The 22,974-nt window shown below is 71.4% G+C and carries 21 protein-coding genes; 8 read left to right on the top strand and 13 right to left on the bottom strand.

The window, feature by feature from the left end:
• Position 1: 1 nt before the first annotated feature.
• From ACFRAQ_RS20010 to ACFRAQ_RS20000, 3 genes are all read right to left on the bottom strand, one after another.
• Positions 2-2,170: a protein kinase gene (locus ACFRAQ_RS20010; RefSeq protein ID WP_379101606.1), complete on the bottom strand. Its 2,169-nt coding sequence runs from the start codon at positions 2,168-2,170 to the stop codon at positions 2-4.
• 68 nt (positions 2,171-2,238) lie between these two features.
• The gene (locus ACFRAQ_RS20005) at positions 2,239-2,898 is read right to left on the bottom strand and encodes a response regulator (RefSeq protein ID WP_379101604.1); all 660 of its coding nucleotides are present in this window, start codon (positions 2,896-2,898) and stop codon (positions 2,239-2,241) included.
• Positions 2,899-2,993: 95 nt separating this feature from the next.
• Positions 2,994-4,190 (bottom strand): sensor histidine kinase, encoded by a 1,197-nt coding sequence (locus tag ACFRAQ_RS20000; RefSeq protein WP_379101602.1) that lies wholly within the window; start codon positions 4,188-4,190, stop codon positions 2,994-2,996.
• Positions 4,191-4,357: 167 nt separating this feature from the next.
• On the opposite strand from ACFRAQ_RS20000, the gene ACFRAQ_RS19995 reads away from it, so the two are divergent.
• Both ACFRAQ_RS19995 and ACFRAQ_RS19990 read left to right on the top strand, forming a co-directional pair.
• A complete protein-coding gene (locus ACFRAQ_RS19995) occupies positions 4,358-5,143 on the top strand; it encodes a hypothetical protein (protein ID WP_379101599.1) in 786 nt (261 codons plus the stop codon).
• Positions 5,144-5,346: 203 nt separating this feature from the next.
• On the top strand, positions 5,347-6,639 hold the full coding sequence (locus ACFRAQ_RS19990; RefSeq protein ID WP_379101595.1) for an alpha/beta-hydrolase family protein: 1,293 nt from the start codon (positions 5,347-5,349) through the stop codon (positions 6,637-6,639).
• Here ACFRAQ_RS19990 and ACFRAQ_RS19985 read toward each other — a convergent pair.
• From ACFRAQ_RS19985 to gatC, 3 genes are all read right to left on the bottom strand, one after another.
• Complete coding sequence (locus ACFRAQ_RS19985) at positions 6,600-8,591, bottom strand: ADP-ribosylglycohydrolase family protein (protein ID WP_379101593.1); 1,992 nt, start codon at positions 8,589-8,591, stop codon at positions 6,600-6,602. The two genes, ACFRAQ_RS19990 and ACFRAQ_RS19985, sit on opposite strands and share 40 nt — an antisense overlap.
• A 171-nt stretch (positions 8,592-8,762) precedes the next feature.
• Positions 8,763-10,283, bottom strand: coding sequence for an Asp-tRNA(Asn)/Glu-tRNA(Gln) amidotransferase subunit GatA (gatA, locus tag ACFRAQ_RS19980; protein ID WP_379101591.1), 1,521 nt, complete (start codon positions 10,281-10,283; stop codon positions 8,763-8,765).
• Entirely contained in the window at positions 10,280-10,579 is a 300-nt protein-coding gene (gene gatC, locus ACFRAQ_RS19975) for an Asp-tRNA(Asn)/Glu-tRNA(Gln) amidotransferase subunit GatC (RefSeq protein WP_357279337.1), read from the bottom strand. Before gatC ends, gatA begins: the two co-directional genes overlap by 4 nt.
• Positions 10,580-10,824: 245 nt before the next feature.
• On the opposite strand from gatC, the gene ACFRAQ_RS19970 reads away from it, so the two are divergent.
• The 3 genes from ACFRAQ_RS19970 to ACFRAQ_RS19960 all read left to right on the top strand — a co-directional run bounded on the left by ACFRAQ_RS19970 (position 10,825) and on the right by ACFRAQ_RS19960 (position 12,741).
• Entirely contained in the window at positions 10,825-11,475 is a 651-nt protein-coding gene (locus tag ACFRAQ_RS19970) for an amino acid-binding protein (protein WP_357096145.1), read from the top strand.
• Between the two features lie 211 nt (positions 11,476-11,686).
• The gene (locus ACFRAQ_RS19965; protein WP_379101588.1) at positions 11,687-12,103 is read left to right on the top strand and encodes a hypothetical protein; all 417 of its coding nucleotides are present in this window, start codon (positions 11,687-11,689) and stop codon (positions 12,101-12,103) included.
• Between the two features lie 26 nt (positions 12,104-12,129).
• The gene (locus ACFRAQ_RS19960) at positions 12,130-12,741 is read left to right on the top strand and encodes a hypothetical protein (protein WP_379101586.1); all 612 of its coding nucleotides are present in this window, start codon (positions 12,130-12,132) and stop codon (positions 12,739-12,741) included.
• 127 nt (positions 12,742-12,868) lie between these two features.
• Here ACFRAQ_RS19960 and ACFRAQ_RS19955 read toward each other — a convergent pair whose 3' ends face one another.
• Entirely contained in the window at positions 12,869-13,384 is a 516-nt protein-coding gene (locus tag ACFRAQ_RS19955) for a GNAT family N-acetyltransferase (protein ID WP_379102184.1), read from the bottom strand.
• 141 nt (positions 13,385-13,525) lie between these two features.
• Complete coding sequence (ligA, locus tag ACFRAQ_RS19950) at positions 13,526-15,583, bottom strand: NAD-dependent DNA ligase LigA (RefSeq protein ID WP_379102182.1); 2,058 nt, start codon at positions 15,581-15,583, stop codon at positions 13,526-13,528.
• Positions 15,584-15,851: 268 nt separating this feature from the next.
• On the opposite strand from ligA, the gene ACFRAQ_RS19945 reads away from it, so the two are divergent.
• Positions 15,852-17,093, top strand: coding sequence for an ATP/GTP-binding protein (locus tag ACFRAQ_RS19945; protein ID WP_379101584.1), 1,242 nt, complete (start codon positions 15,852-15,854; stop codon positions 17,091-17,093).
• Positions 17,094-17,193: 100 nt separating this feature from the next.
• Positions 17,194-17,529, top strand: a complete 336-nt coding sequence (locus ACFRAQ_RS19940; protein ID WP_379102180.1) for a hypothetical protein — start codon at positions 17,194-17,196, stop codon at positions 17,527-17,529.
• 22 nt (positions 17,530-17,551) lie between these two features.
• Here ACFRAQ_RS19940 and ACFRAQ_RS19935 read toward each other — a convergent pair whose 3' ends face one another.
• Positions 17,552-18,400: an SAM-dependent methyltransferase gene (locus tag ACFRAQ_RS19935; RefSeq protein WP_379101582.1), complete on the bottom strand. Its 849-nt coding sequence runs from the start codon at positions 18,398-18,400 to the stop codon at positions 17,552-17,554.
• A gap of 123 nt (positions 18,401-18,523) precedes the next feature.
• Here ACFRAQ_RS19935 and ACFRAQ_RS19930 point away from each other — a divergent pair, with 123 nt between their 5' ends.
• Positions 18,524-19,078: a TetR/AcrR family transcriptional regulator gene (locus ACFRAQ_RS19930; RefSeq protein WP_379101580.1), complete on the top strand. Its 555-nt coding sequence runs from the start codon at positions 18,524-18,526 to the stop codon at positions 19,076-19,078.
• A 3-nt stretch (positions 19,079-19,081) separates the two neighbouring features.
• Here the strand turns inward: ACFRAQ_RS19930 and ACFRAQ_RS19925 are convergent, their stop codons facing one another.
• From ACFRAQ_RS19925 to ACFRAQ_RS19910, 4 genes are read right to left on the bottom strand one after another with little or no spacing between them, the layout of a single operon-like run.
• Entirely contained in the window at positions 19,082-20,125 is a 1,044-nt protein-coding gene (locus tag ACFRAQ_RS19925) for a methionine synthase (RefSeq protein WP_379101578.1), read from the bottom strand.
• On the bottom strand, positions 20,112-20,591 hold the full coding sequence (locus ACFRAQ_RS19920; RefSeq protein ID WP_379101576.1) for a hypothetical protein: 480 nt from the start codon (positions 20,589-20,591) through the stop codon (positions 20,112-20,114). Before ACFRAQ_RS19920 ends, ACFRAQ_RS19925 begins: the two co-directional genes overlap by 14 nt.
• Positions 20,588-21,709: a tRNA 2-thiouridine(34) synthase MnmA gene (gene mnmA, locus ACFRAQ_RS19915; RefSeq protein WP_379101574.1), complete on the bottom strand. Its 1,122-nt coding sequence runs from the start codon at positions 21,707-21,709 to the stop codon at positions 20,588-20,590. The genes ACFRAQ_RS19920 and mnmA overlap by 4 nt, the downstream gene beginning before the upstream one ends.
• Positions 21,710-22,930: a cysteine desulfurase family protein gene (locus ACFRAQ_RS19910; protein ID WP_379101572.1), complete on the bottom strand. Its 1,221-nt coding sequence runs from the start codon at positions 22,928-22,930 to the stop codon at positions 21,710-21,712.
• Between the last annotated feature and the right edge of the window lie 44 nt (positions 22,931-22,974).

The raw sequence follows: 22,974 nt of genomic DNA, 5'->3' as shown, positions 1-22,974 counted from the left end.
CCTAGCCCGACACCACCACGACGGTCACGGCCACCAGCAGCACCAGCGCCAACACGGCGAGCCCCAGCACCACCAACGCGGTGGCCTGCGAGGCTCCCACCCGCTGCCCGGCCGCCGGAATCACCGCCGGCCGCACCGGCCCCACCCCGAACGGTGGCGGCCCGTACCCCTGATGCCCCGGCATCCCCACCTGCCCGGACGCCGCCATCTCGCCGGCACCACTCGAAGCCGGCTCGGCCACAACGAACTCCGTCGCAGGCGCGGCCCGCACCGCGCCACCGGCGGAGGGGTCCGCACCCGCGGGTACAAACGCCCCCGAATCCGGATGCCGCGACATCCCGCCCGCCTCGTCCCCGCCGCCGGTTACCGCCTCGGGCGTGTCCTCGGCCTCGGCGCCGACCGAATCACCAGTGTGCGTCGCCGCGTCGCCACCCGTCGATCCGGAACCGTCCACCGCGCCGGTCGGCGAATCCGCCACCACCGCCTCGAGATCCGTCGAGACAGAGGATTCCGACGCCGAATCGGCGGCAACGCCCCCAGCCGACTCCGCCCCATGCACCGCCTTCTCGACCTCCGCGTCGGAAGGCGTCGCCGAAACCACCGGTTGCGCAACGACATCGGTCGGCCGCTGCCATACCTCATCCCCCGACGGCTGCGGCCGATACCTCGGCGCCGACCCGACCTGGTCGGCCACCACGGCGGGCCGCACGGCCACCGCAGGAGTCTGCGGCCCACCCGGGACTTGCTGCGCCGCTGGGTAACCGGCGCCGCCTGGCTGGGATGGGCCCTGAACCTGCGTCTCCGGCTGCCCCGGGACCTGCGGCGTGTACCCGAGGAAAGGCGGTGTACCGGCGGGCGCCGATTGCGGTGGCAGGGAAGGACCGGCGGCAGCGGGCTCCGGCGCCTGGGGGTGCGGGCGAACGGTCGGGCCGGAACCGACCCGGTCAGCCTCGTGTGCCGCCGGGGGGACCGGTGTCCCGGCGGCCGGTTGGACCGGCGCGGGATACGCGGAGGGCACGGCCGGGGACGGCGGCGGCACCGGATAGGCGGGCCCTACCGGCGGAGGCAAGACGGGCTGGCCGGACTGCGCTTGCGGCGCGGGGTAATTGGGCGCCGCGGCCGGTTGCTGGGATGCCGGGTAGTTCGGTGCGACCGGAGGCTGGGCGGCGGCGGGCGGCGCGGGGTAGGGCTGTGGGTCGGGGTAGGGCTGTGGGTTCGGGGGGACCGCCGGGGGCGGGTAGGCGGCGGGCGGGGCCTGGTACGGCGGAGCGGGGTAGGGCTGGGCGTAGTTCGGTTGGGGGGCGGGCGGGTTGGGGTAGGCGGGGTGCTGGGCCGGGGGGCCGGAGAGGGCTCGGCGGGCGGCCTTGGCGAAGTCGGTGCAGGTGGGGAAGCGGTCGGCGGGGCGTTTGGCCATGGCTTTGGTGAGAACGGCGTCCATGGCCGGGGAGAGGCCGGGGCGGCGGAGGCTGACCGGGGGCGGGAGGAGCTGGAGGTGGCCGCGGATCAGTTCGCCGGGGTGCGGGGAATCGAAGGGGCCCGCCCCGATCAGGAGCCAGTACAGGGCGCAGGCCAGGGAGTACTGGTCGGTGGTGGGGTCGAGGTGGGCGCCGGTCATCTGTTCGGGCGAGGCGTAGGCCAGAGTGGCGGTGAACATCCCGGCCTGGGTGAGGTGGGTGGAGTCCTCCCGCAGGCGGGCGATGCCGAAGTCGGTGAGGAAGACGCGTTCACCGTGGCCGGCGACGGCGCGGGCCAGAATGATGTTGGCGGGCTTCACATCCCGGTGCAGGACGCCCATCCCGTGCGCGTAGTCCAGGGCGTCGGCGACGCCCTCGATCACCTGCACCGCGCGCTCCGGGGGCAGCGTGGCCACGTTCACGCCCGCGGCGTCGACCCCGTCCACGTACTGCATGGAGATCCACAGCATCTCGTTCTCGGTGCCGCGGTCGTACACCTCCACGATATTGGGGTGGTCCAGCCGCGCGACCAGATCCGCCTCGCGCTCGAAGCGGGCGCGGATCTCGGTGTCCGCGTACAGTTCCCGGTTCAGCAGCTTCAGTGCCGTCAGCTTGCCCAGGCGCGGATGCCGGGCCAGATACACCGAGCCCATCCCGCCCTGACCGAGCAGTCGTTCGATGGTGAACCCGGCGAACACGTCACCGCCATTCAGCACTGTCCACGACCCCCTTCCGGTGACGTACAAATCCGTGAGCCTACCCGCCGAAACGCTGTCGGGGCAGGTCAGCCGGGGGTCACCAGTCCGGATTCGTAGGCCAGCACCACCGCCTGCGCCCGATCGCGCAGGTTCAGTTTGGTGAACACCTTCGACACGTGCGTCTTCACGGTTTGTTCCGCCACGAACAGGCTTTCGGCGATCTCGGCATTGGACATGCCGCGCGCCACCAGTTCCAGCACCTCCCGCTCGCGCGGGGTGAGCACCGACAGCTGCGGGGCGGGCGCGCGCCGGGTCCGGCGGCTGGTGACGTCGGCGATGAGCCGGCGCGTCACGGTGGGCGCGAGCAGCGCGTCCCCGGCGGCCACCACTCGCACGGCGCGCACCAGTTCCTCGGCGGGCGCGTCCTTGAGCAGGAAGCCGCTGGCGCCGATGCCGAGCGCCTCGTACACGTAGTCGTCGATGTCGAAGGTGGTCAGCATGAGCACCCGCACCGGCGGGTCGAATCCGGCGTCGAGAATCGACTTGGCCGCGTCGAGCCCGTTCATCTCGGGCATGCGCACGTCCATGAGCACCACGTCCGGCCGCAGCCGTTTCGCTTCGGCCACAGCGGTTTTCCCGTCCGGAGCGTCACCGATCACGCTGATGTCGGGCTGCGCGGCCAGCAAGGCCCCGAACCCCTGCCGCACCATCGCCTGGTCGTCGGCGATCAACACGGTTATCGCCACAGTCCCACCTCACGCACGCAACCGAGTTTGCCATGCCGGGGGCGGAACGGCCGTCACGAAGACAACTTCGCACCCCGGCCGGGTAGGGACCGGGTTTACAGCGTGACGGGCGTGAGGGCGTTCAAGGGCAGCCGGGCGTGGACGTCGAAGCCGCCGTCGGACCGGGGTCCGGCGGTGAGCACGCCCCCGACCGCCGCCGCGCGGGTCTGCATGCCCGCGATACCGGAGCCCGCCGCGGCGGAGTGGTCGCCGGTGCGCACCGCGATCGGGCGATCATTGCCGACGGTCAGCGTGAGCTCGTGCGTGCAGGCGATGCGCACCCGCACCGCCGCGCCCGGCGCGTGCCGCGAGGCATTGGCCAGCGACTCCTGCACGATCCGGTACAGCGCCAGTCCGGTGGTCTCCGGCACCGCGCCGAGCTCGCCGTCGACGGTCCAGGTGAGCGGCACCCCGGCCCGTTGCGCGCCCTCCAGCAGGCCCGGCAGGTCGGCGGCGGAGGGCTGCGGCGCGTGCTCGGGCAGCTGCCCGTCGCTGCGCAGCACGCCCAGCATGCCGCGAATCTCGTTGAGCGCGGCCCGCGCACCCGTCCCGATGGATTCGAATTCGGCGCGGGCCTCGGCCGAGAGCCCGTCGATCCGGTACGGCGCGGTCTGCGCCTGCACCACCACCATCGACATGTGGTGGGCCACCACGTCGTGCAGGTCGCGGGCGATGCGCGCCTTCTCCTCCAGGATCGCGCGCCGGGCCCGCTCCAGCTCGGTCTCCTCCTCCGACTTCAGCAGCGCCCGCCGCGACAGCACCACCCACCGGATGAGCAGACCGAACACCACCAGCCCGGTGATGGCCAGCGGCCAGCCGAAACCGGACTCGGCGAAACTGTCGCCGGTCTGGGCCATGGCGGTGGCGAACAGCAGCGAGGTCGACAGCCACACCACGCCCACGATCCGGATGGGCGCGCGCACCGCCACCGCGAACACCAGGGCGAACAGCGCCAGAATGTGCACCACCTGGAAGGGGATGGTGTTTCCCGGCTGATGCGGCACGGCCAGCGTGATCAGCAGCGCCGACCCGGCCGAAACCGCCCAGCCCAGTGGCGGATTCACCCGCACCAGCAGAATCGGGAACGCCGCGAACCCGGCGATGAACGGCGCCGCGGCCGCGGGCACCTTGTGGGTCAGATGCAGTGTCGGCCACGCCACCGCGATGAAGATGAGCGCGAGCAGCACCGTGAATCCGTCGAACCACTGCCGCGCCCGTGCCACCCGGGCCTGCCCTGACAACTTTCCACCCATGCCATCGACGGTAGAGACTCCGCCCGCGCGGCACCTCATACCCCTGAGTGATCTCCCACCCCCTACCCCGGTACGACACCGGCACGGGTGTCCCCCGCACCGCCCACGACGCAACCGCCCCACAGGCTGACGCCCCGGTCGGAGGCCGATTCCTAGCGTCGATCCCCATGAGAGCGTTCCCGATTTCCCGCAGGAATTCGCCCCGTTCCCCCTCGTCCGTCCTCCCGTCGCACGACTCCGCCGGGCTCCGCCGCTACGGCGCGCTCGCGGCGGCGGCCGCCGTCGTGTGCACGGTCGGCGTCGCGTTCGCCCCGTCCGCCGGCGCGGCGGCCGACCTGCCGCGCCGGCCCGAGAGCTCGTCGGCCCGAGCGAGCCTGCTGGAGTCGATCGCCGCGCGACCGAATTCCACCGCGATCCCCGACGACTTCGCGGCCGCAGCCGGGTACCGCCCCGTCGTCGAGGCGGGCATGCTCCTCGACCCGGAGGGTGACTGCTCCTCCCCCGTCCCCCTCCCGGCCGAATTCGACCTGGCCTGCAAATCCCACGACCTCGGCTACGACCTGCTGCGCTACGCCGCCGCCCACGGCCAGCCGCTGGGTCCCTGGGCTCGCCGATCCGTGGACGCCGCACTGGAACAGCGCATGCACACCGCCTGCGCAGCCCGCGAGGACGCGATATCGCGCACCCGGTGCCAGGTCATGGCGACCATCGCCGCGACGGCCGTGGACCTGAATTCCATCCGCCAGAACTACGGAAGCCCCGTCTACGAGCCGTTCTTCGAGCACACCGGCGCGGGCCCCACGCCCGCCGCCCTCGGTGCGGCCGGAGCCGGAATCGCCGGACTGGCGTCCGCGGCAACCGTTCTGGTGCGCCGTACCCGCTCCCGCCGTGGCACGGCGGCGCGGGAACGCGGCGTCGCGATCGCCGGTACCGCCTCGGCGGTGGCGCTGTGATCCCCGCCGGGCACGCCGCTCGTCGCGTGCGCCCCGAGCGGGTGCGTACGGATGCGACCGTCGCGCTGCGGAAGTCGGGCGATCGCACCGGACCCACGCCGGGCAACGCCCCGACGGGGAGAAATGGTGCTGCCGCGCGCCGGTCCGGTGGGGCATCGGGATGGACATGGTTCCACGCGCCACGGGTCGGGACGAGCGCGGCGGTGGCGGGCGGGACGCTGGTGTCGCTGGCGCCGGGGTTGTTGCCGCGCACACCGTCGGCGCAGGCGATCGTGACCGCGCTGCTGGTGCTGATCGGACTGGCGGTGGCGGGGATCGTTCGGCTGGTGTTGCGCTGGACTCGGTTCGGGGTGGAGCGGCTGGTGCGGTGGCGGGTTCCGGTGGCGGTCGCGGGGACGGGGCTGGTCGGGGGTGCGATGGGGTACGCGGAGCATTGGCAGAACTCGCTGCGGAATGCCATGGGGGTCGGGGGTATCGGGCCGGGGTACTGGGTGCAGTGGCTGGCGTGGACGGTGCCGATCGTGGCGGTGGTGGTGGGTCTGGCGCACGGGGTGCGGTGGGTGGTGCGCCGATTGGGGCGGGCGCGGAGTATCGCGGCGGGGGTGGCGCTGGGGGTGGCGGCGCAGCTGATGGTGGTGCCGAGTGTGGTGGAGTGGCGGCGGGCGGCGTACGCGGCGGCGGATTCGTTCGTGGATCCGGCGCTGGTGCAACCGGATTCACCGACCCGGTCGGGGAGTCCGGTGTCGATGGCGAGCTGGCCGTCGCTGGGGGCGCAGGGACGGCGGTTCGTGGCGGGGACGCCGGCGCGGGCGGTGCGGGTGTACGTCGGGTTGAACTCGGCGGCGGGGCTGGAGGCGCGGGTGGCGCTGGCGGTGCGGGAGCTGGAGCGGACGGGCGGGTTCGAACGGCGGAATCTGGTGGTGACCGTGCCGACCGGGTCCGGGTGGATCGACAGCGATGCCGCCAAGGGACTGGACGCGCGGTTCGGCGGGGATGTGGCGCTGGTCGGATTGCAGTACTCGGACGCGCCCAGCTGGGTCACCTTCGTCTTCGGGCGCGATGCCGCCGAGGAGTCGGCGCGGGCCCTGTTCCGGGCTGTCGAACAACGGATCTCGACACTGCCGGACCCGCCGAAGCTCTACATCTACGGGCAGAGCCTGGGCGCGCTGGGCGGCAGCGCGGTGTTCACCGATGACGCCGACCTGGACCGCCGTACCTGCGGCGCGCTCTGGGCGGGTCCGCCGGGCGGCCAGGTGCGGCACGGGCGGGCGGCGGTGCTGGCCAATGCCTCCGATCCGGTGGTGCGCTGGTCGCCGTCCCTGCTGTGGCGCGCACCGGATCTCGCCGGCACCCGGCCGGATGCTCCGGTCCCGCCGTGGTTTCCGGTGGTGAGCTTCCTGCAGACCTCCGCCGACCTGCTGGGCGCGCTGGACGCTCCGGCCGGTCACGGGCACCGTTACGGCGTCGACCAGGGCACGGTACTGCCGGGCTGCTGAGTGGGTTCGCGGACTTCGCGGGTGAAGTCCGCGACCAGCCGGTCGATGGCGGCGGCCGCGTCGAGCCGAGCCCGCCAGACCTCCGGGATGGCGTCCGCGCCCAGACGGGCCCCGAGCAGCGCGCCGCAGATGGACCCGGTGGAATCGCTGTCCCCGGAGTGGTTGACCGCCAGCAGCACGCCGTTGCGGAAGATCTCTTCCGGTGTGCCGCCGACGTTCTCGGCGCACACCGCCGCGCACACGGCCAGCGCGAGCGCCTCGGAGCCGATGACTCCGCTGCCCAGTCGTTCCAGCAGTCCGGGCGCGGGCATGGGCCGCCCCCGGAAGGCGACGGTGTCGGCCAGCCGCACGGCCGCGTCGAGCGCCTCGGAGGTCTCCTCGTGGTTCCGGTTCCGGACCAGCTGCGCGCGGGCCTGTTCCACCGCGGTCCGCACGTCCAGTCCCCGGCCCAGCCCATACACGGTGGCCGCGAAGGTGCCCGCCGGCAGCCAGCCGCTCGGGTTGCCGTGGGTGAGGGCCGCCGCGTCGCAGGCCAATTCGAAGGCGTGCTCGAGCGACGGGGTGAATCCACAGGGCGCGGAACGCACCACGGCCGCACAGCCCTTGGAGTCGTTGATCGGATGGTCGCGGGTGCCCAGCGGCGTGCCCGGCCGCTGCCGGGCGGCCGCGCGCAGCATGGCCGAGATGGTGGTCTGGGTGGGACCCCGGTAGGTCATCAACTCCGGATACATGGTCAGCCCGCTCTGCAACGGCACCGGCTGTTCGGGCACCGCGGCCTGACCCTGCCCGCGCAGCCACACCAGCAGGTTCTCCTGGATCATGCCGACGGCCGCGGCATTGCCACGAGCCCGCACGCGCGCGCTGCGGATCAGCGCCTCCATGGTGAACAGGGTCAGCTGGGTCTCGTCGGAGATGCGGCCCTTGTAGCCGCCGCCCTCACCGGTGACGCCCTGACTTCCGTAGCGCAGCTGGATGTTCCGCAGCAGCATGGTTTCGATCGGCGCGCCCAGCGCGTCCCCGATGGCGCCGCCGAACAGGCAGCCGCGCACGGTGTCCTCGCGGGGCAGCCGGTCGGCGGCCGCCGCGCGGGGCCGCCGGACCAGGGACACCGGTTCGGCGACCGTCTCCCATGCGGCCCGGGCGAATTCGTAGCAGGTCTCGTAGCGGTCGCGCGGGTCCTTAGACAACGCGCGCCGCAGCACGGCGTCGAGTTCGGCGGGCACGTCGCGCCGGAACTGGCTCGCCGGGGGCGGCGGGGACTGCAAGTGCCCGAGCATGACGGTCGCGATGTTCGGCGCGTCGAAGGGCCCGCGCCCGGTGAGCAGCCGGAACAGTGTGCAGGCCAAAGAGTACTGGTCCGAGCGCGGCCCCATGGGCGCGGAGGTCAGCTGCTCCGGGGAGGCGTAGGCGAGGGTGGCGTTGAGCATGCCGGTGCGGGTCAGGTGCGCGGTGTCGTCGAGCACCCGGGCGATGCCGAAGTCGCTGAGCAGGACGCGTTCGGCGAAGCCGGTGCCGATACCGCCGGAGCGCGACAGCAGCAGGTTGGCGGGCTTCACGTCGCGGTGCAGGACGCCGCGCGCGTGCGCGTAATCCAGTGCGGCCGCGGTCTGCACGACGATCTCGACCGCCCGGTCCGGGGGCAGGTCGAAGGGGTCGATGGACGCGCCGTCGACGCCGTCCACGTACTGCATGGCGATCCACAGCTGTTCACCCTCGTCGCCGCGGTCGAAGACGGTGATGATGTTGGGGTGGTCGAGCTGGGAGATCACATCGGCCTCACGCTCGAAGCGCTGCCGGGTCTCGTTGTCGCCGAACATCTCCCGGTGCAGCAGTTTGAGCGCGATCAGCCGCGGGAGCCGAGGGTGGCGGGCCGCGTAGACCGAACCCATTCCGCCACGGCCCACTTCGCGCTCGATCACGTAGCCCGCGAAGACTTCGCCGCGTCGCAACATCCCCTGACAAACCCTTCACACACGCCGAAACGCTGCCAGCCTACCGGTCGGGACCGACGCGTCGCAGGCAATGCCGGATCGGCCGGAACGACCCGCCACCGCCGCGGACAGCGAACGGCCCCCGCCGGTCAACACCGGCGGGAGCCGAATTCGCTTGCGGGATCGGACCGATCAGGCGATCGGGCCGCGGGCCGCCTCGTAGGCCGCACCGACCCGGTACAGGCGGTCGTCGGCCAGCGCCGGGGCCATGATCTGCAGACCGACCGGGAGGCCGTCGTCCGCGCTGAGCCCGGACGGCACCGACATGGCGCAGTGCCCGGCCAGGTTGGTGGGCAGCGTGCACAGGTCCGAGAGGTACATGGCCAGCGGGTCGTTGACCTTCTCGCCCAGCTTCCACGGGGTGAACGGACTGGTCGGCGAGACCAGCACGTCGACCGTCTCATACGCCTTGTCGAAGTCCTGCGCGATCAGGTTGCGGACCTTGTTGGCCTGGCCGTAGTAGGCCTCGTAGTAGCCCGAGGACAGCGCGTAGGTGCCGATCATGATGCGGCGCTTGACCTCCGGACCCAGTCCGGCCTCACGGGTCATGGACATGACCTGCTCGGCCGAGTGGGTGCCGTCGTCGCCGACGCGCAGGCCGTACCGCATGGCGTCGAAGCGCGCCAGGTTCGACGACACCTCCGACGGCAGGATCAGGTAGTAGGCGGGCAGCGCGTACTCGAAGTGCGGGCACGACACCTCGATCACCTCGGCGCCCAGCTCCTTCAGCTGCGCGACCGCGGCGTCGAAGGAGGCGAGGACGCCGGGCTGGTAGCTGTCGGAGTGAAGCTCGCGCACCACACCGACTTTCAGGCCCGACAGGTCGCCCTTGGCGCCCTCGCGGGCGGCGGCGACCACCGGCGGCACCGGCACGTTGCGGGAGGTGGAGTCACGCGGGTCGTACCCGGCGATGACCTCGTGCAGCAGCGCGGTGTCCAGCACGGTGCGACCGCACGGGCCACCCTGATCCAGCGAGGACGCGCAGGCGACCAGGCCGAAGCGGGACACGGTGCCGTAGGTCGGCTTGGTGCCGACGGTCGCGGTGACCGCGGCGGGCTGGCGGATCGAGCCGCCGGTGTCGGTGCCGATCGCCAGCGGAGCCTGGAAGGAGGCCAGCGCCGCGGCCGAGCCGCCACCCGAGCCACCCGGAATCCGTTCGGTGTCCCAGGGATTGCGGGTCGGGCCGTACGCCGAGTTCTCGGTCGACGAACCCATGGCGAACTCGTCCATGTTCGTCTTGCCGAGGATCGGGATGCCCGCCTCGCGCAGCTTGGTGGTCAGCGTCGCATCGTAGGGCGACACCCAGCCCTCGAGCATCTTCGACCCGCAGGTGGTCGGCATGTCGACGGTGGTGAAAACGTCCTTGAGCGCCAAGGGAACACCGGCCAGCGGCGAGGCCACGGTCCCGGCCGCGATCTGGCGGTCCACCTCGGCGGCGGTGACCAGCGCCTGCTCGCCCGCGACGTGCAGGAAGGCGTTGATCTCCCCGTCGACCTCGGCGATGCGGCGGATGTGGGCCTCGGTGACCTGGACCGAGGACACCTCGCGGGCGTGGATCTTGTCCGCGAGTTCCGCCGCGGACAGCTTGGTCAGGTCGGGCCCACCCGTCGCCCCGCCGCCGCCCCCAACGGAATCGCTACGCGATGAACTCATTCTCCCTCTCCCAGAATCTGCGGAACCATGAACCGCTGCTCCTCGACGGCCGGGGCCATGGCGAGCGCCTCGTCCGGAGTCAGGCACGGCTGCGGCACATCCGGGCGCGTCACGTTGGTCTCCGGATTCGGGGATGCGGTGGCGGGCACATCGGCGGCGGCGACCTGCGAGATCTGTGCGACGTGGGTCAGGATGGAATCCAGCTGACCGGCGTACAGATCGAGTTCGTCGTCCGTCAAAGCGAGCCGGGACAGCCGGGCGAGGTGGGCTACCTCGTCCCTGGAGATGGCGGGCACCGCGGGACCCCTTTCGGCATGGTTCGAGCTAGGTGATTGGCCATCCGACAGCCTAGTGGGTTCACCTTCGGCCACCGGTCGCAGGTACGCGCCGGACCTGGCACCATCAATGTGTGACCCACCGGTAGGTGGCCCACGTCACAGCGGATGCTTCGATTCGATAACGGGCTCTCGAGGGTGTAAGTATTGCGGGACTCGGGTACCCGTCGGAAAGTTTCGGTCGCACAGTAAAGAAAGGAAGGCACGTGTCATACCTGCTTCGCGTGCAACTTCCGGATCGCCCAGGGAGTCTCGGATCGCTGGCGCTGGCACTGGGTTCCGTTGGCGCGGACATCCTCTCGCTGGATGTCGTCGAGCGCGGCGACGGCTTCGCGATCGACGACATCGTCGTCGAGGTGCCGACGGGCGCATTGCCCGACACCCTCATCACCGCCGCCGAATCACTGCACGATGTGCAAGTGGATTCGCTGCGGCCGTACTCGGGGATCCTCGACACCCACCGCGAACTCGAGCTCATCGACCAGGTCGCCAACGCACGCGACGACCGGTTGCAGGTGCTCGTCGACGGTGCGCCCCGGGTGCTGCGGGTCGGCTGGTCGACTGTGATCGACATGGGACCGCAGGGCGCCTACCGGGTGGTGGGCTCCCAGAGCGCGCCGTCCACACAGGCCGCCTCCGCACCGTGGATGCCCCTGGAGAAGCCGTCGGTGCTCGACGGCGACGCCGACTGGGTACCGGATCTATGGAAGGACATGGACACCAAACTGGCGGCCGCGCCACTCGGCAACACCGGCAAGGTGCTGTTGCTGGGCCGCCCGGGCGGACCGGACTTCCGGCCCTCGGAGGTGGCTCGGCTGGGCTACCTGGCCGGCATCGTCGCGACCGTGCTGGGCTGAGCCACACCCCCTTTCACCTCGCGTTTCGCGCCCCTACCGGAGATCCGGTGGGGGCGTTTCGCATTGACGGGCCGCTGCGCGCCTCCCGTTTCCTACGTAGGAACTCAGTAGATTCCCAGGTTTTATCTACTATTCACCTACGTAGATCATCTACGGTCTCACTTAGTAGATAAGGAACGGCCGAGACGCCGCGCAGAGAGGCAATGACGCCATGCAGCACGCCCATCGACCACAACCCCACCTCCGCCGCATCGGCCTGATCCTGGCCCCGCTGGCCGGCGCCACCGTGCTCGCCGCGGGACAGGCATCCGCCGAACCGTCCACGCACGGCACGTCACCCGGATCCTCCGACCCGTCGCGGTCGTCCGGGGACCGCGGCAACCGGCCCGGCATCGTCACTCACGGCAACGACAACACCGGCATCCACGCCCGCGATCCGCTCGGCTTCCAGCACCGGGACACCAATCCCGTGCTCCAGAACCAGCATCCGCGCCAACCCGGCGCGGTCCGCCCGCCGAGCCCACTCCCGAACCGGGTGGGCGGCGGCGACCCGGCCACCTGGACACCCACCTGGAACCGGGACGGTTCCGGCTACACCGTCTGTCCCGCGCTCGCCAGCCACTGCTGACCACGCACCGCGACCAGGGAGCCACCATGCCTGCTTCGACGCCCCACCGACCCGCACCGACCACCTCGACCACCGAGCGCCCTACCTCGATCGCCGAGCGCTCCACCTCGATCTCCACCCGGCGCGGTTCACGACGCTTCGGGCGGGCCGCCGCCGCGCCCATCGCGATCGCCGCCCTGGCCGTTGCCGGGCTGCCGCTCGCCGCGACCGCCGAGGCGGAGACCGGCGAGCGCCGGGCCCGCGCCGGGTGTCTGTGGGCGGGAACGACTTACCCGCAGGACAGCACCGTCATCGCGGGCGGCACCAGCTTCCGGTGCGGCACCGACGCCGGGGCGCCGTATTGGTTCGCCGGTGCCGATACCGACCGGCCCGCCACGGTGCGGACTCCGGGCGCGACCGGCAGTCCGATCGGTCAATTCAGTCCGGGCGCACGGCAACCCGGCACCAGCTACACCGACTACTGCGTCGGCAATCAGCTGATCCCGGGCACCGACGACGTGTACCAGGTGGTCCGGCTGCCCGGGGACGTGCTGCTGTGGAAGGCCGCCGAACCCATCGCCGGATGGACTTTCGACGGCGCGCGGCCCACACCCACCTGGCGCACCGCATCGCTCTGCATCGACGGTGTGCTGACCTGAGCCCCACCCGCGGGAGACATCCCGCGGGCCCGCGAGGTTGGCCGACTCGGCCCCGAACGGCCGAGCCGGTCCGCCGCGCCCGGTCCTATCGACCAGGCGATCCGCGCAACTGGCGGCGGAGCCGGAGTCAGTCCCCCGCCGCGATCTCGAATCGCATGACGGTCAGCGGCAGCCCCGAATCGGTGTGCCAATCGCGTTCCGGCACATGCGCGAAACCGAACCGGTCGTACATGCGGCGGGCGTCCTGCATGGTCGGCATGGTGGTGAGAACCACCGCGTCGAAGCCCTCGGCGCGGGCGGTCTCGATCACCCGCTCCAGCAGGGCGCGGCCGATGCCGAGGCCGCGGGCGCGCTTGGACACCGCGAGCATCCGGAACTCCAGCTCCCCGGGCCGGGCGATATCGGCGAACGGCGTGCCCGGCCGGGCCATGGTCAGGGAGCCGAGCAGCTCCCCGCCGCGCACGGCCACCAGGATCTCAGCCGACGCCGCGCGGGTGGCGGTGTCGGCGAGCTCCGCGACGTACAGGCTCTGGGGATTCACATGCCCCTCGCCCACGTACACCTCGACGGTCAGCTCACCGACCGCGGCGAAATCTTCGACCCCGGCATCCCGAATCACCACGGCGGCACCGTCCGCGCCCATCAGCACAACTCCGTCCTCGATCGATCCCACACCGTCATCCCGCCGTCGCCCGGCATCTGAGCTCGGCATCCGCGCCCGGCCTCGAACACCCGCCGGTGCGGGCAGCGCACGAGCACGCACCGCACCGGCACCCGGCGGTCGCTACGAAACCGCCTCGGGGCCGCCCTCGAGGAGTTTGACGAAGCCCGCTTCGTCGAGGATCGGGACACCGAGTTCCTCCGCCTTGTCGGCCTTGGAACCGGGCGAGTCGCCGATGACCACGAAAGCGGTCTTCTTGGAGACGGATCCGGCGGCCTTGCCGCCGCGGATCAGGATCGCTTCCTTCGCGCCGTCGCGGGTGAAGGTCTGCAGCGAACCGGTCACCACGATGGACAGGCCCTCGAGGTTGCGTTCGATGGACTCGTCACGCTCGTCCTCCATGCGGACACCGGCGGCGGCCCACTTGTCGACGATGTCGAGATGCCATGGCACGGTGAACCATTCGGTGACCGCGGCGGCGATGGTCGGGCCGACGCCGTCGGTGGCGGCCAGCTCCTCGGCCGAGGCCTCGCGGATGCGGTCCATACTGCCGAAGGCGGTGGCCAGGGCGCGGGCCGCGGTGGGACCCGCGTGCCGGATGGACAGGCCGACCAGCACGCGCCACAGCGGGCGATCCTTGGCGGACTCCAGATTCTCCAGCAGGCGTTTGCCGTTCTGCGACAGCGTGCCCGCCTTGTTGGTGAACAGGGTGGTGGTGAGCAGCGTCTCCTCGTCGAGGGCGAACAGGTCGCCCTCGTCGGCGATCGCGCCCGACTTGAGCAGGTCGATGGCGGCCTCGTAGCCCAGCGCCTCGATATCGAACGCGCCGCGCCCGGCCACGTGGAACACCCGCTCCCGCAGCTGCGCCGGGCAGTACTGCTGATTGGGGCAGCGGATGTCGGCGTCGCCCTCCTTGGCGGGGGCCAGCTCGGTGCCGCATTCGGGGCAGTGCGTGGGCATCACGAAGGCGCGCTCGGAGCCGTCGCGCGCGTCCACCACCGGGCCCAGCACCTCGGGAATCACGTCACCGGCCTTGCGGATGGTGACGGTGTCGCCGATGAGCACGCCCTTGCGCTGCACCTCCGAGGCATTGTGCAGCGTCGCCATGGCGACCGTGGAGCCCGCCACCGTCACCGGCTGCATGACCGCGAACGGCGTAACCCGGCCCGTGCGACCGACATTCACCTGAATGTCGAGCAGCTTGGTGGTGGCCTCCTCCGGCGGATACTTGTAGGCGATGGCCCAGCGCGGCGCGCGCGACGTGGCGCCCAGGCGGCGCTGCAGGCTGAACTCGTCGACCTTGACGACCTGGCCGTCGATCTCGTGCTCGATGTCGTGGCGGTGCTCGCCCCAATAGTTGACGCGGTCGACCACCGCGTCCGCGCCCCGCACCCGCACCGTGTGCGCCGACACCGGCAGACCCCAGGCGGCCAGCGCGCTATACGCCTCGTGCTGCGACTCCGGCGCGAAACCCTCCAGGCGGCCGAAGCCGTGGCAGATCATGCGCAGCCGCCGCCGGGCCGTCACCGCCGGATCCTTCTGGCGCAGCGAGCCGGCCGCGGTATTGCGCGGATTCGCGTACGGCGGTTTGCCTTCCGCCACGATGGCGGCGTTGAGCGCTTCGAACTCGGCCAGCGTCATGAACGCCTCACCGCGCACCTCGAGGAGCTTCGGCACCGGGAACTCGTCGCTGTGCACCAGCTCGTGCGGGATGTCCTCGATGGTGCGGGCATTGAGGGTGACGTCCTCACCGGTGCGGCCGTCGCCGCGGGTGGCGCCGCGCACCAGCTTGCCGTCCTCGTACACCAGGTTCAGCGCGACACCGTCGATCTTCACCTCGCACACGTAGTGCAGGTCGGCGCCGGCGTCGGCCTCCACCTTGGCGATCCACTGCCGCATCTCGTCCTCGTTGAACACATTGTCCAGCGAGTACATCCGCTCCAGGTGGTCGACCGGCGCGAACGCCGTCGTGAAGCCGCCCCCGACCAGCTGGGTCGGCGAGTCGGGAGTCCGCAGATCCGGATGCGACTCCTCGAGCGCCACCAGCCGGTTGAACAGCTCGTCGAACTCACCGTCGGTGATGATCGGCGCGTCCCGCACGTAGTAGCGGAACTGATGGTCGCGAACCTCCTCCGCCAGCCGCTGCCACTCGACCCGCTCGTCCCCGCTCGCCGCGGTGATCTCCTTGCCCGATTCGCTGCCCGATTCGCTCACAGCAGGCACTCTATCCCGCCCCACCGACAGGTTTGATCAAACATTCCCGCACGTCGAGCCGCATTCGCGCGGGACCGGCACGGCTCAGCGCCGAGTCGCCGCGAGCGCGTCGCGGCCCTCGCGCGCGACCGTTCGCGCTGTCGCGCAGCGTCATTCGCGGCCCGCCCGCGATCCGACCGCCACGTCCGAATAAGGTGAGTCGCATTTCCGACCCGCGACCGGCAGGATGTCCAGGGTGTTGCGTAGTTTTCAGGTGACGAACCATCGGTCCCTCGCCGAACCGCAGGAGCTGCGGCTGACCCGGGGTAGCGGACCGGTCGCCACGCCGGTCACCGCCGTGTACGGCGCGGCCGCCACCGGCAAGACCGGCCTCATCGACGCGCTCGACCGCATGCGCGACGCCGTGCTGAACTCGGTCACCGGGTGGGACCCGTACTCCGGGCCCGACCGCACCCCGCATCTCGGATTCTCGGATCGCCCTTCGGAATTCGTGGCCAACTTCGTCGCCGAGGGCTGCCCGTACACCTACGGATTCCGGCTCGACAATGCCGATGTGGCGGCGGAATGGCTGCACTCGCATCCGCACAATCGCAAGCGGGTGGTCTTCGAACGCGCCGGAGACGACATCCGGATCGGGCCCATGTTCGAGGCCGCCCGGTACGGCCTGGGTGCGGTGGTGCCGCTGGTGCGGCCGAACGCGCTGCTGCTCAGCCTGTCCGGGCAGCTGTACGCCGAACCGCTGGTGCCCGCCTACCGCTGGTTCCAGTCGCTGCTGGAAGTGCAGTGCGGGCAACCGGATCCGCAGGAGATCGCGCACCGCGTCGGCTCGCACATCTCGCGCTCCACCGATCACGCGGTGCGGCTGCTGACCCTGCTGCGCGGCGCCGACCTGGGCATCACCGATCTGCTGCTGCCCTCGGACGATCCCATGTACGCCGACTACCTGCGTGACCTGGACACCGACATCTCGTCCACCACAAAGGAAATCGAGAACTGCACGGTGTCGGCCAACTACGCCGAGGAGATGTTCCTCGAGCACGGCATCACCGTGACCCTGCTGCAGCGCGAACTGGCCAACCTCTACGCCGCCCGCGACGCCCTGTACTCTCGCATGGTGGCCCGTCGGGGCGTCGGCCTGGGTCTCACCCACGAGGGCATCGAGACCGCCTTCGACATCGCCGACGAGTCCAGCGCCACCCTGGCCATGCTGCGCCTGCTCCCGCCCATGCTGGACGCTCTCGACACCGGCGGCGTGCTGGCGGTCGACGATATCGACGCCGCCCTCACCCCCGAGACCGCCGACAGCCTCATCCAGCTGTTCCAGAACCCCGAAACCAATACCCAGGGCGCGCAATTGGTGTTCACCACCGCCAACCGCACCTTGATCGACCGCGGCAACGGCCGCTCCCAGTCCAAGCGCACCACGGTCTGGCAGCTCCGCCGCCACCACGGCGTGTCCGAACTCACCGCCCACTAGCCGCTGCCCGGGGCCGGACGCGACGCCGCCTAGCATGGACTCCATGCTCATCCAGCTCGCGTTCGTCCTGCTGATCGGCGGCGCTCTGGCCGCGACCGTGATGTACTACCGCCGCGCCAACGGTGGCGGCGCCCGCGCCCTGCCCGGCTTCGGCGCCCCCGCCGAACTCGAATCCGGCACCCTGCACGTCACCGGCGTGAGCCCCCGCCCGGCCGAACCCGGCGAGCAGTACGTCACCATCAGCGGCAGCATCTCCGGCCCGACCGTGGTGGCCCACGAGGTCTACGGCCGCTTCGCCTGGGACGTCAACCAGTGGCCGTCGATCGGCGACCGGATCCCCGTCGCCTATCCCACCGGCAAGCCCGACAAATGGCAGCTCGGCCACCCGGGCGCCCGCCCCTACTTCGGCTCGAAGCGGCCGAAGGATCAGGGCTGATCCTCCGGCCACGCGGTGATCGTCAGCGGCGGACGGCCGCGATATTGCCGATGCGGGGGTCGAGGGGACCGACCGGGCGGTCGAGGTGGGCCGTCATATCGTTCCAGCTGCGGAACTCGGTGGACCAGCCGAGAGAATCGAGCCAGGACCGGACGTCGAAGTCCTGGGACGTGGTGATGGGGGCCGGGTCGGGGGCGTGGTCACCGGCGACCAGGCGGCGGAGGTCGCGGTACTGCGGGGCGTCGGGGTCGACGACGTAGCGGGCCGCGCCGAAGCGGCTGCCGGGGGCGGAGAGGTCGGTGAGGGTGCGGACCACGCGCTGGTTCCAGTCCTGGTTGAGGTAGCCGAGCGAGCCCTCGTCCACCCAGTAGGTGGGGACACTCGGGGCGAAACCGGCTGCCAGCAAGGGGGTTCGCCAGTCGTCGCGGAGGTCGGAGACGACCACGTGGCGGTGGCAGGCGGGGGTGGCGGGGAGGGTCGCGAGGACGGGCTCCTTGAAGGCGAAGAGTTCCGGGAGATCGATCTCGAACACGTGGGTTCCGGGCGGGAGGGGCATGCGGTAGGCGCGCGTGTCCAAACCGGCTCCCACTAGGACGATTTGGGCGCAGCCCGCGGTGATCGCCGCACGGAATCGCTCGTCGACCAGGTGCACGCCGACGGTGCGGCCCTCGTAGAACTGGTCGGCCACGGCCTCCACGCGGGCCCAACGGCCCGGATCGAAACCCGTGCGGGCGGCGGCCACGAAGGCCGCGGCCTGCGGGTCGTCGTAGAGGCGGTCGGGACGTTCGGACTCCCGCGCCCGGATGACGGCCACCCCGATCGCCGTCATGGCCACGCCGTCGACCGGCACTTTCGCTGCTGATTCGGTCATGTCACTGCTCCCCGCGAGTGAATTAACTTGCCGCCCGGCTAGGTATCTGGCGGTGAGGAAGACGCTAGGCTTTCACCTAGCCGGGCGTCAAGCAAAATGGCGGGCAAGCAACGAAGGGATTCGATGGACGGGCGTCGTAGTGACACGCGGGAGCGGATTCGGGCCGTCGCCATGGAGCTGTTCTCGGAGCGCGGATACGAGAAGACCTCGTTGCGGGAGATCGCCGAACGCCTGGGAGTCACGAAAGCCGCGCTGTACTACCACTTCCGGACCAAGGAAGACATCGTCGCCAGTCTGTCGGAGGATCTGCGGGGCGGCATCGACGAGATCGTGACCTGGGCCGAGGGCGCGCCCGAGGGGCGGGAGCGAGCCCGGGCGATCGTGATCCGGTACGGGGCGCTGCTGCACAGTCTCGGCAAGGACATGATCCGGTTCTGGCACGAGAATCAGCCCGCGTTCCGGGACCTCGGGTTCGGGACGAGCCTGCGCTACCAGTTCCGGGTGCTGGCGGACCTGATGAGCGCGCCGAGCCGGGAGCCGCTGACCGTGTTCCACGCCCGGCAGGCGCTCCTGGCCATCAGCTGGAGCCTGTCCATGATGGGGGACCTGGAGCTGTCCGACGAGGAGAGCAACGCGGCGGCGGTGGCCATCGCACTCGACATCGTCGAGCGGATGTAGCGGCTACTCGAAGCTGAGGGCCTCGGGCTCGTCGGCGTAGGCTCGGGCGGTCTCCGCGGCCAGGCTCACCGCGCGGCGGGCCCAGGACAGGGAGGCGCCGGCCAGGCCACAGGCCGGGGAGACCAGGATCTGGTCGGCGAGCAGGCGGCGGGGGAAGCCGAGACGGTCGATCAGGCGCACACCGGGTTCGGCGATGTCACGCCAGGTGACCGGCTTGGCCGGTTCGGTGGTGGGGACCAGGCCGAGGACCAGATGCTTTCCGGCGTCCAGCAATTCGCCGATGCGGTCCAGGTCCCGGGTGCCGATGGCGGCCAGGTCGAACCCGATCGCGCTCGCGGCGGACGTGCGGAGGAAGCCGAGGGCGGGGCGGTCGGCGCAGGAGTGGATCAGGACCGGGACCGACTGCCGCGCGGCGACGGCGTCGAGGACGTGCAGGGCCTCGGGTTCGGGCATGGCGCGCACCGTGTTCAGGACGCTCACGCCCTTCAGCGTCCCGTTCAGGACAGCCGTCAGGTGCGGTTCGTCGATCTGGAGGATCACCGGGGTGCCGAGCCGCTTGGCGACCTCGGCGACATGGTTGGCGACCCCCTCGGCCAGGGATTCCGAAAGGTCGCGCAGCGCACCGGAATCGGTGAGGATGCGATGCCCGCCGGGCAGTTCGACCTCCGCGGCCACCGACAGCGGGCCCGCCACCTGCACCTTCACCGGATGACCGGAGCCGGCCAAACCACCGGTCTCCCACGCCTCTTCGAGCGCGTCCAGATCGGTGCGCAACAGGTCGTTGGCGCGCCGGGAGACCGCGCCGGGCCGCGCGCCCAGCCGGTACCCGCGGGTGGTGCTGTCGAACTGCATGTCCACCAGCAGCCCGGACACCCGCCCGATCATGTCCGCGCCCAAGCCGCGGGCCGGCAGCTCGACCAGGTGCGGCAGCCGACCCAGCTCCCCCACCACGGTCGCCGCCGCCTCGCGCGGGTCGGCGCCCGGCCACGAACCGACGCCGGTCGCGATACCGCCGGGCAGCGCGAAGGCATTGTCACTCACCGGCATCGCCGCGATCGGTCTTCCCGCTCGAGTTCGTGTACCAGTCCCAGCAGGTCGTATTCACGAACCAGTCCCAGGTCTTGCCCGCGGTGCCCTCGGCGGGCGCGCCGGTGGGGACGCGACCGCGTTCGGCGTAGGGGGCGACCCGGACGGTCACGGCGCGCTTGCGCCCGGAATGGTCGGGGTTGCGGTCCGACGAGGGTCCGGTCCCGGCGTCGTGCGGGCCCTCGGGGCCGGGTTGCGCTTCGCCGGGCTGGAATTCGCCGGTATCGGCGCGGGCGGGCTGCCCCACCGGGTCGGCCGAGGCCCGATTGGCGCCCTTGCCGAGCCGGACCTTGCCGGGGCCGCGTTTGGGCCGCAGACCGGCCGGTTGCGCCAGACCGGTGCGCCACACGATCCGGCCACCGAGAACGGGCCGGATCTGTCGTGCCACATATGACTTCGCGCCGCTGCGCGAGGGACGGTCGCTCACCGGGCGCTATCCGAGACCAGTTCGCTTGCGTACGAGTGCGGTTCGCGTTCGGTGCCGGAGATGGTGCCGCTGCCCAGCACCTCGTCACCGTCGGTGTCGGGGCGGTAGAGGACCACGGCCTGGCCGCGGGCCACCCCGGTCAGCGGCTCTCGCAGCCGCACCACCAGGCCACCGTCGACGGCCTCGGCGACCGCGGGGGCGGTGCCGCCGTGGGCCCGCACCTGGGCGACGCAGTCGATGGGGCCGGAAGGGGTTTCGCCCGACGTCCAGATGGCGCGGTCGGCGAGCACCGTCCACACCTCCAGGTCCTTGGCCGAACCCACGTGCACGTCGCCGGTGTCGGGGTCGATGCCGGTGACGTAGCGCGGCTTGCCGTCGGCGGCCGGGCCGGGCAGGCCCAGACCCTTGCGCTGGCCGATGGTGAACCCGTGCACGCCCTCGTGGTCGGCGAGCTTGGTGCCGTCGGCGTCGAGCACCGCGCCCGGGCGGATGCCGATCTTCGCGCCCAGGAAGGCCTGGGTGTCACCGGAGGGGATGAAGCAGATGTCGTGGCTGTCGGGCTTGTTGGCGACGGCCAGCCCGCGCTCGGCGGCCTCGGCGCGGATCTGCGGCTTCGGGGTGTCGCCGACCGGGAACATGGCGCGCGACAGCTGATCCGCGGTCAGCACGGCCAGCACGTACGACTGATCCTTGTCCGCGTCCACGGCCCGGCGCAGCACGCCGTCCGCCAAGCGGGCGTAGTGCCCGGTGACGACAGCGTCGAAGCCGAGCGCCGCCGCACGGTCGGCCAGCGCCGAGAACTTGATCTTCTCGTTGCAGCGCAGGCACGGGTTGGGGGTCTCGCCGGCGGCGTACGCGGCGACGAAGTCGTCGATCACGTCCTCCTTGAACCGGTCCGCGAAATCCCAGACGTAGAACGGGATTCCGAGCACGTCGGCCGCCCGCCGGGCGTCACCGGCGTCCTCCTTCGAGCAGCAGCCGCGCGACCCGGTGCGTAGCGTGCCCGGGCTCGCCGACAGCGCCAGGTGCACGCCGACCACCTCGTGTCCGGCGTCCACGGCGCGGGCGGCCGCCACGGCGGAATCCACGCCACCACTCATCGCGGCAAGTACTCGCATCTAGAAGCCTCCCTTCGCTCCGGCCAGTCCGGCCGCCTTCGCCCGCTCGACCACCTGCGGCAGCGCGGCCAGCAGGGCATCGATATCGGCGTCGGTCGAATTGTGTCCCAATGAGAATCGCAGAGATCCACGCGCGCGGCCCGGTTCCACGCCCATGGCCAGCAGCACATGGGAGGGTCCGGCGACTCCGGCATTGCACGCGGATCCGGTCGAGCATTCGATCCCGGCGGCGTCGAGCAGCATCAGCAGCGAGTCGCCCTCGCAGCCGGGGAACGTGAAGTGGGCGTTGCCCGGCAGCCGCCGCTCACCGGTACCCCCGTTGAGCACCGCGTCCGGCACGACGGCGCGCACACCGTCGATGAGCCGGTCCCGCAGCCGCTCCAATTCCACCGCGCGCAGCTCCAGGCCCGCCACGGTCTCACGGAGGGCGGCCGCCAGGCTCACCGCCGCGGGCACGTCCGAGGTGCCCGAGCGCAGATCCCGCTCGTGTCCGCCGCCGTGCAGCAGCGGCACCGCCGGCACCTGCCGGCCCAGCAGCAGCACCCCGACCCCGTGCGGCCCGCCGACCTTGTGCCCGGCGAAACTGGCCGCCGCCAGCCCGCTGGCCGCGAAATCGATGGGCAGCTGGGCGGCCGCCTGCACCGCGTCGCTGTGCATCGGCACGTCGAACTCCTGTGCCACCGCGGCCAACTCCGGGATCGGCTGGATCGTCCCGACCTCGTTATTGGCCCACATGACACTGACCAGCGCCGTCTCCTCGGCGTGCTCGGCCAGCGCGGCCCGCAGCGTGCGCGGCGACACGACGCCCTCGGCGTCGCACTCCAGCCACGTGATCCGCGCGCCCTCGTGCTGTTCGAGCCACTCCACGGTGTCCAGCACCGCGTGATGCTCGACCGCGCTCACCAGGATCCGGTTCCGCGTCGGGTCGGCGTCACGGCGCGCCCAGTAGATCCCCTTGACGGCGAGATTGTCGCTCTCGGTCCCGCCCGAGGTGAAGATCACCTCCGAGGGCCGCGCCCCCAGCCCCGCCGCGATCGACTCCCGAGCCTCCTCGAGCAGCCGCCGGGCGGCCCGTCCCGACCCGTGCAGCGACGAGGCGTTCCCCGTCACCCCCAGCGCAGCACACATGGCCTCGACCGCGACCGGGAACATCGGTGTAGTCGCCGCGTGATCGAGGTAGACCGTCTGGGCACCGACCGGACCCGGGAAAGCCGACTTCATGACCGTCCAAGGATAGCCGCCGCCGTCGCGTCGGTATTCCCGCC

This window comes from Nocardia sp. NPDC056611 (assembly GCF_042792755.1).
In the GTDB taxonomy this organism is placed as follows: Bacteria; Actinomycetota; Actinomycetes; order Mycobacteriales; family Mycobacteriaceae; genus Nocardia.
Note: the sequence above shows the minus strand (reverse complement) of the source record. Positions and strands in the feature narration are given on the sequence as shown.

Bases quoted from the DNA above. Each gene is read 5' to 3' on its own strand.
- ACFRAQ_RS20000 (WP_379101602.1), bottom strand. From the start codon at position 4,190: ATGGGTGGAAAGTTGTCAGGGCAGGCCCGGGTGGCACGGGCGCGGCAG.
- ACFRAQ_RS19995 (WP_379101599.1), top strand. From the start codon at position 4,358: ATGAGAGCGTTCCCGATTTCCCGCAGGAATTCGCCCCGTTCCCCCTCG.
- ACFRAQ_RS19985 (WP_379101593.1), bottom strand. From the start codon at position 8,591: ATGTTGCGACGCGGCGAAGTCTTCGCGGGCTACGTGATCGAGCGCGAA.
- gatA (WP_379101591.1), bottom strand. From the start codon at position 10,283: ATGAGTTCATCGCGTAGCGATTCCGTTGGGGGCGGCGGCGGGGCGACG.
- ACFRAQ_RS19965 (WP_379101588.1), top strand. From the start codon at position 11,687: ATGCAGCACGCCCATCGACCACAACCCCACCTCCGCCGCATCGGCCTG.
- ACFRAQ_RS19960 (WP_379101586.1), top strand. From the start codon at position 12,130: ATGCCTGCTTCGACGCCCCACCGACCCGCACCGACCACCTCGACCACC.
- ACFRAQ_RS19955 (WP_379102184.1), bottom strand. From the start codon at position 13,384: ATGGGCGCGGACGGTGCCGCCGTGGTGATTCGGGATGCCGGGGTCGAA.
- ACFRAQ_RS19940 (WP_379102180.1), top strand. From the start codon at position 17,194: ATGTACTACCGCCGCGCCAACGGTGGCGGCGCCCGCGCCCTGCCCGGC.
- ACFRAQ_RS19935 (WP_379101582.1), bottom strand. From the start codon at position 18,400: ATGACCGAATCAGCAGCGAAAGTGCCGGTCGACGGCGTGGCCATGACG.
- ACFRAQ_RS19930 (WP_379101580.1), top strand. From the start codon at position 18,524: ATGGACGGGCGTCGTAGTGACACGCGGGAGCGGATTCGGGCCGTCGCC.
- ACFRAQ_RS19925 (WP_379101578.1), bottom strand. From the start codon at position 20,125: ATGCCGGTGAGTGACAATGCCTTCGCGCTGCCCGGCGGTATCGCGACC.
- mnmA (WP_379101574.1), bottom strand. From the start codon at position 21,709: ATGCGAGTACTTGCCGCGATGAGTGGTGGCGTGGATTCCGCCGTGGCG.
- ACFRAQ_RS19910 (WP_379101572.1), bottom strand. From the start codon at position 22,930: ATGAAGTCGGCTTTCCCGGGTCCGGTCGGTGCCCAGACGGTCTACCTC.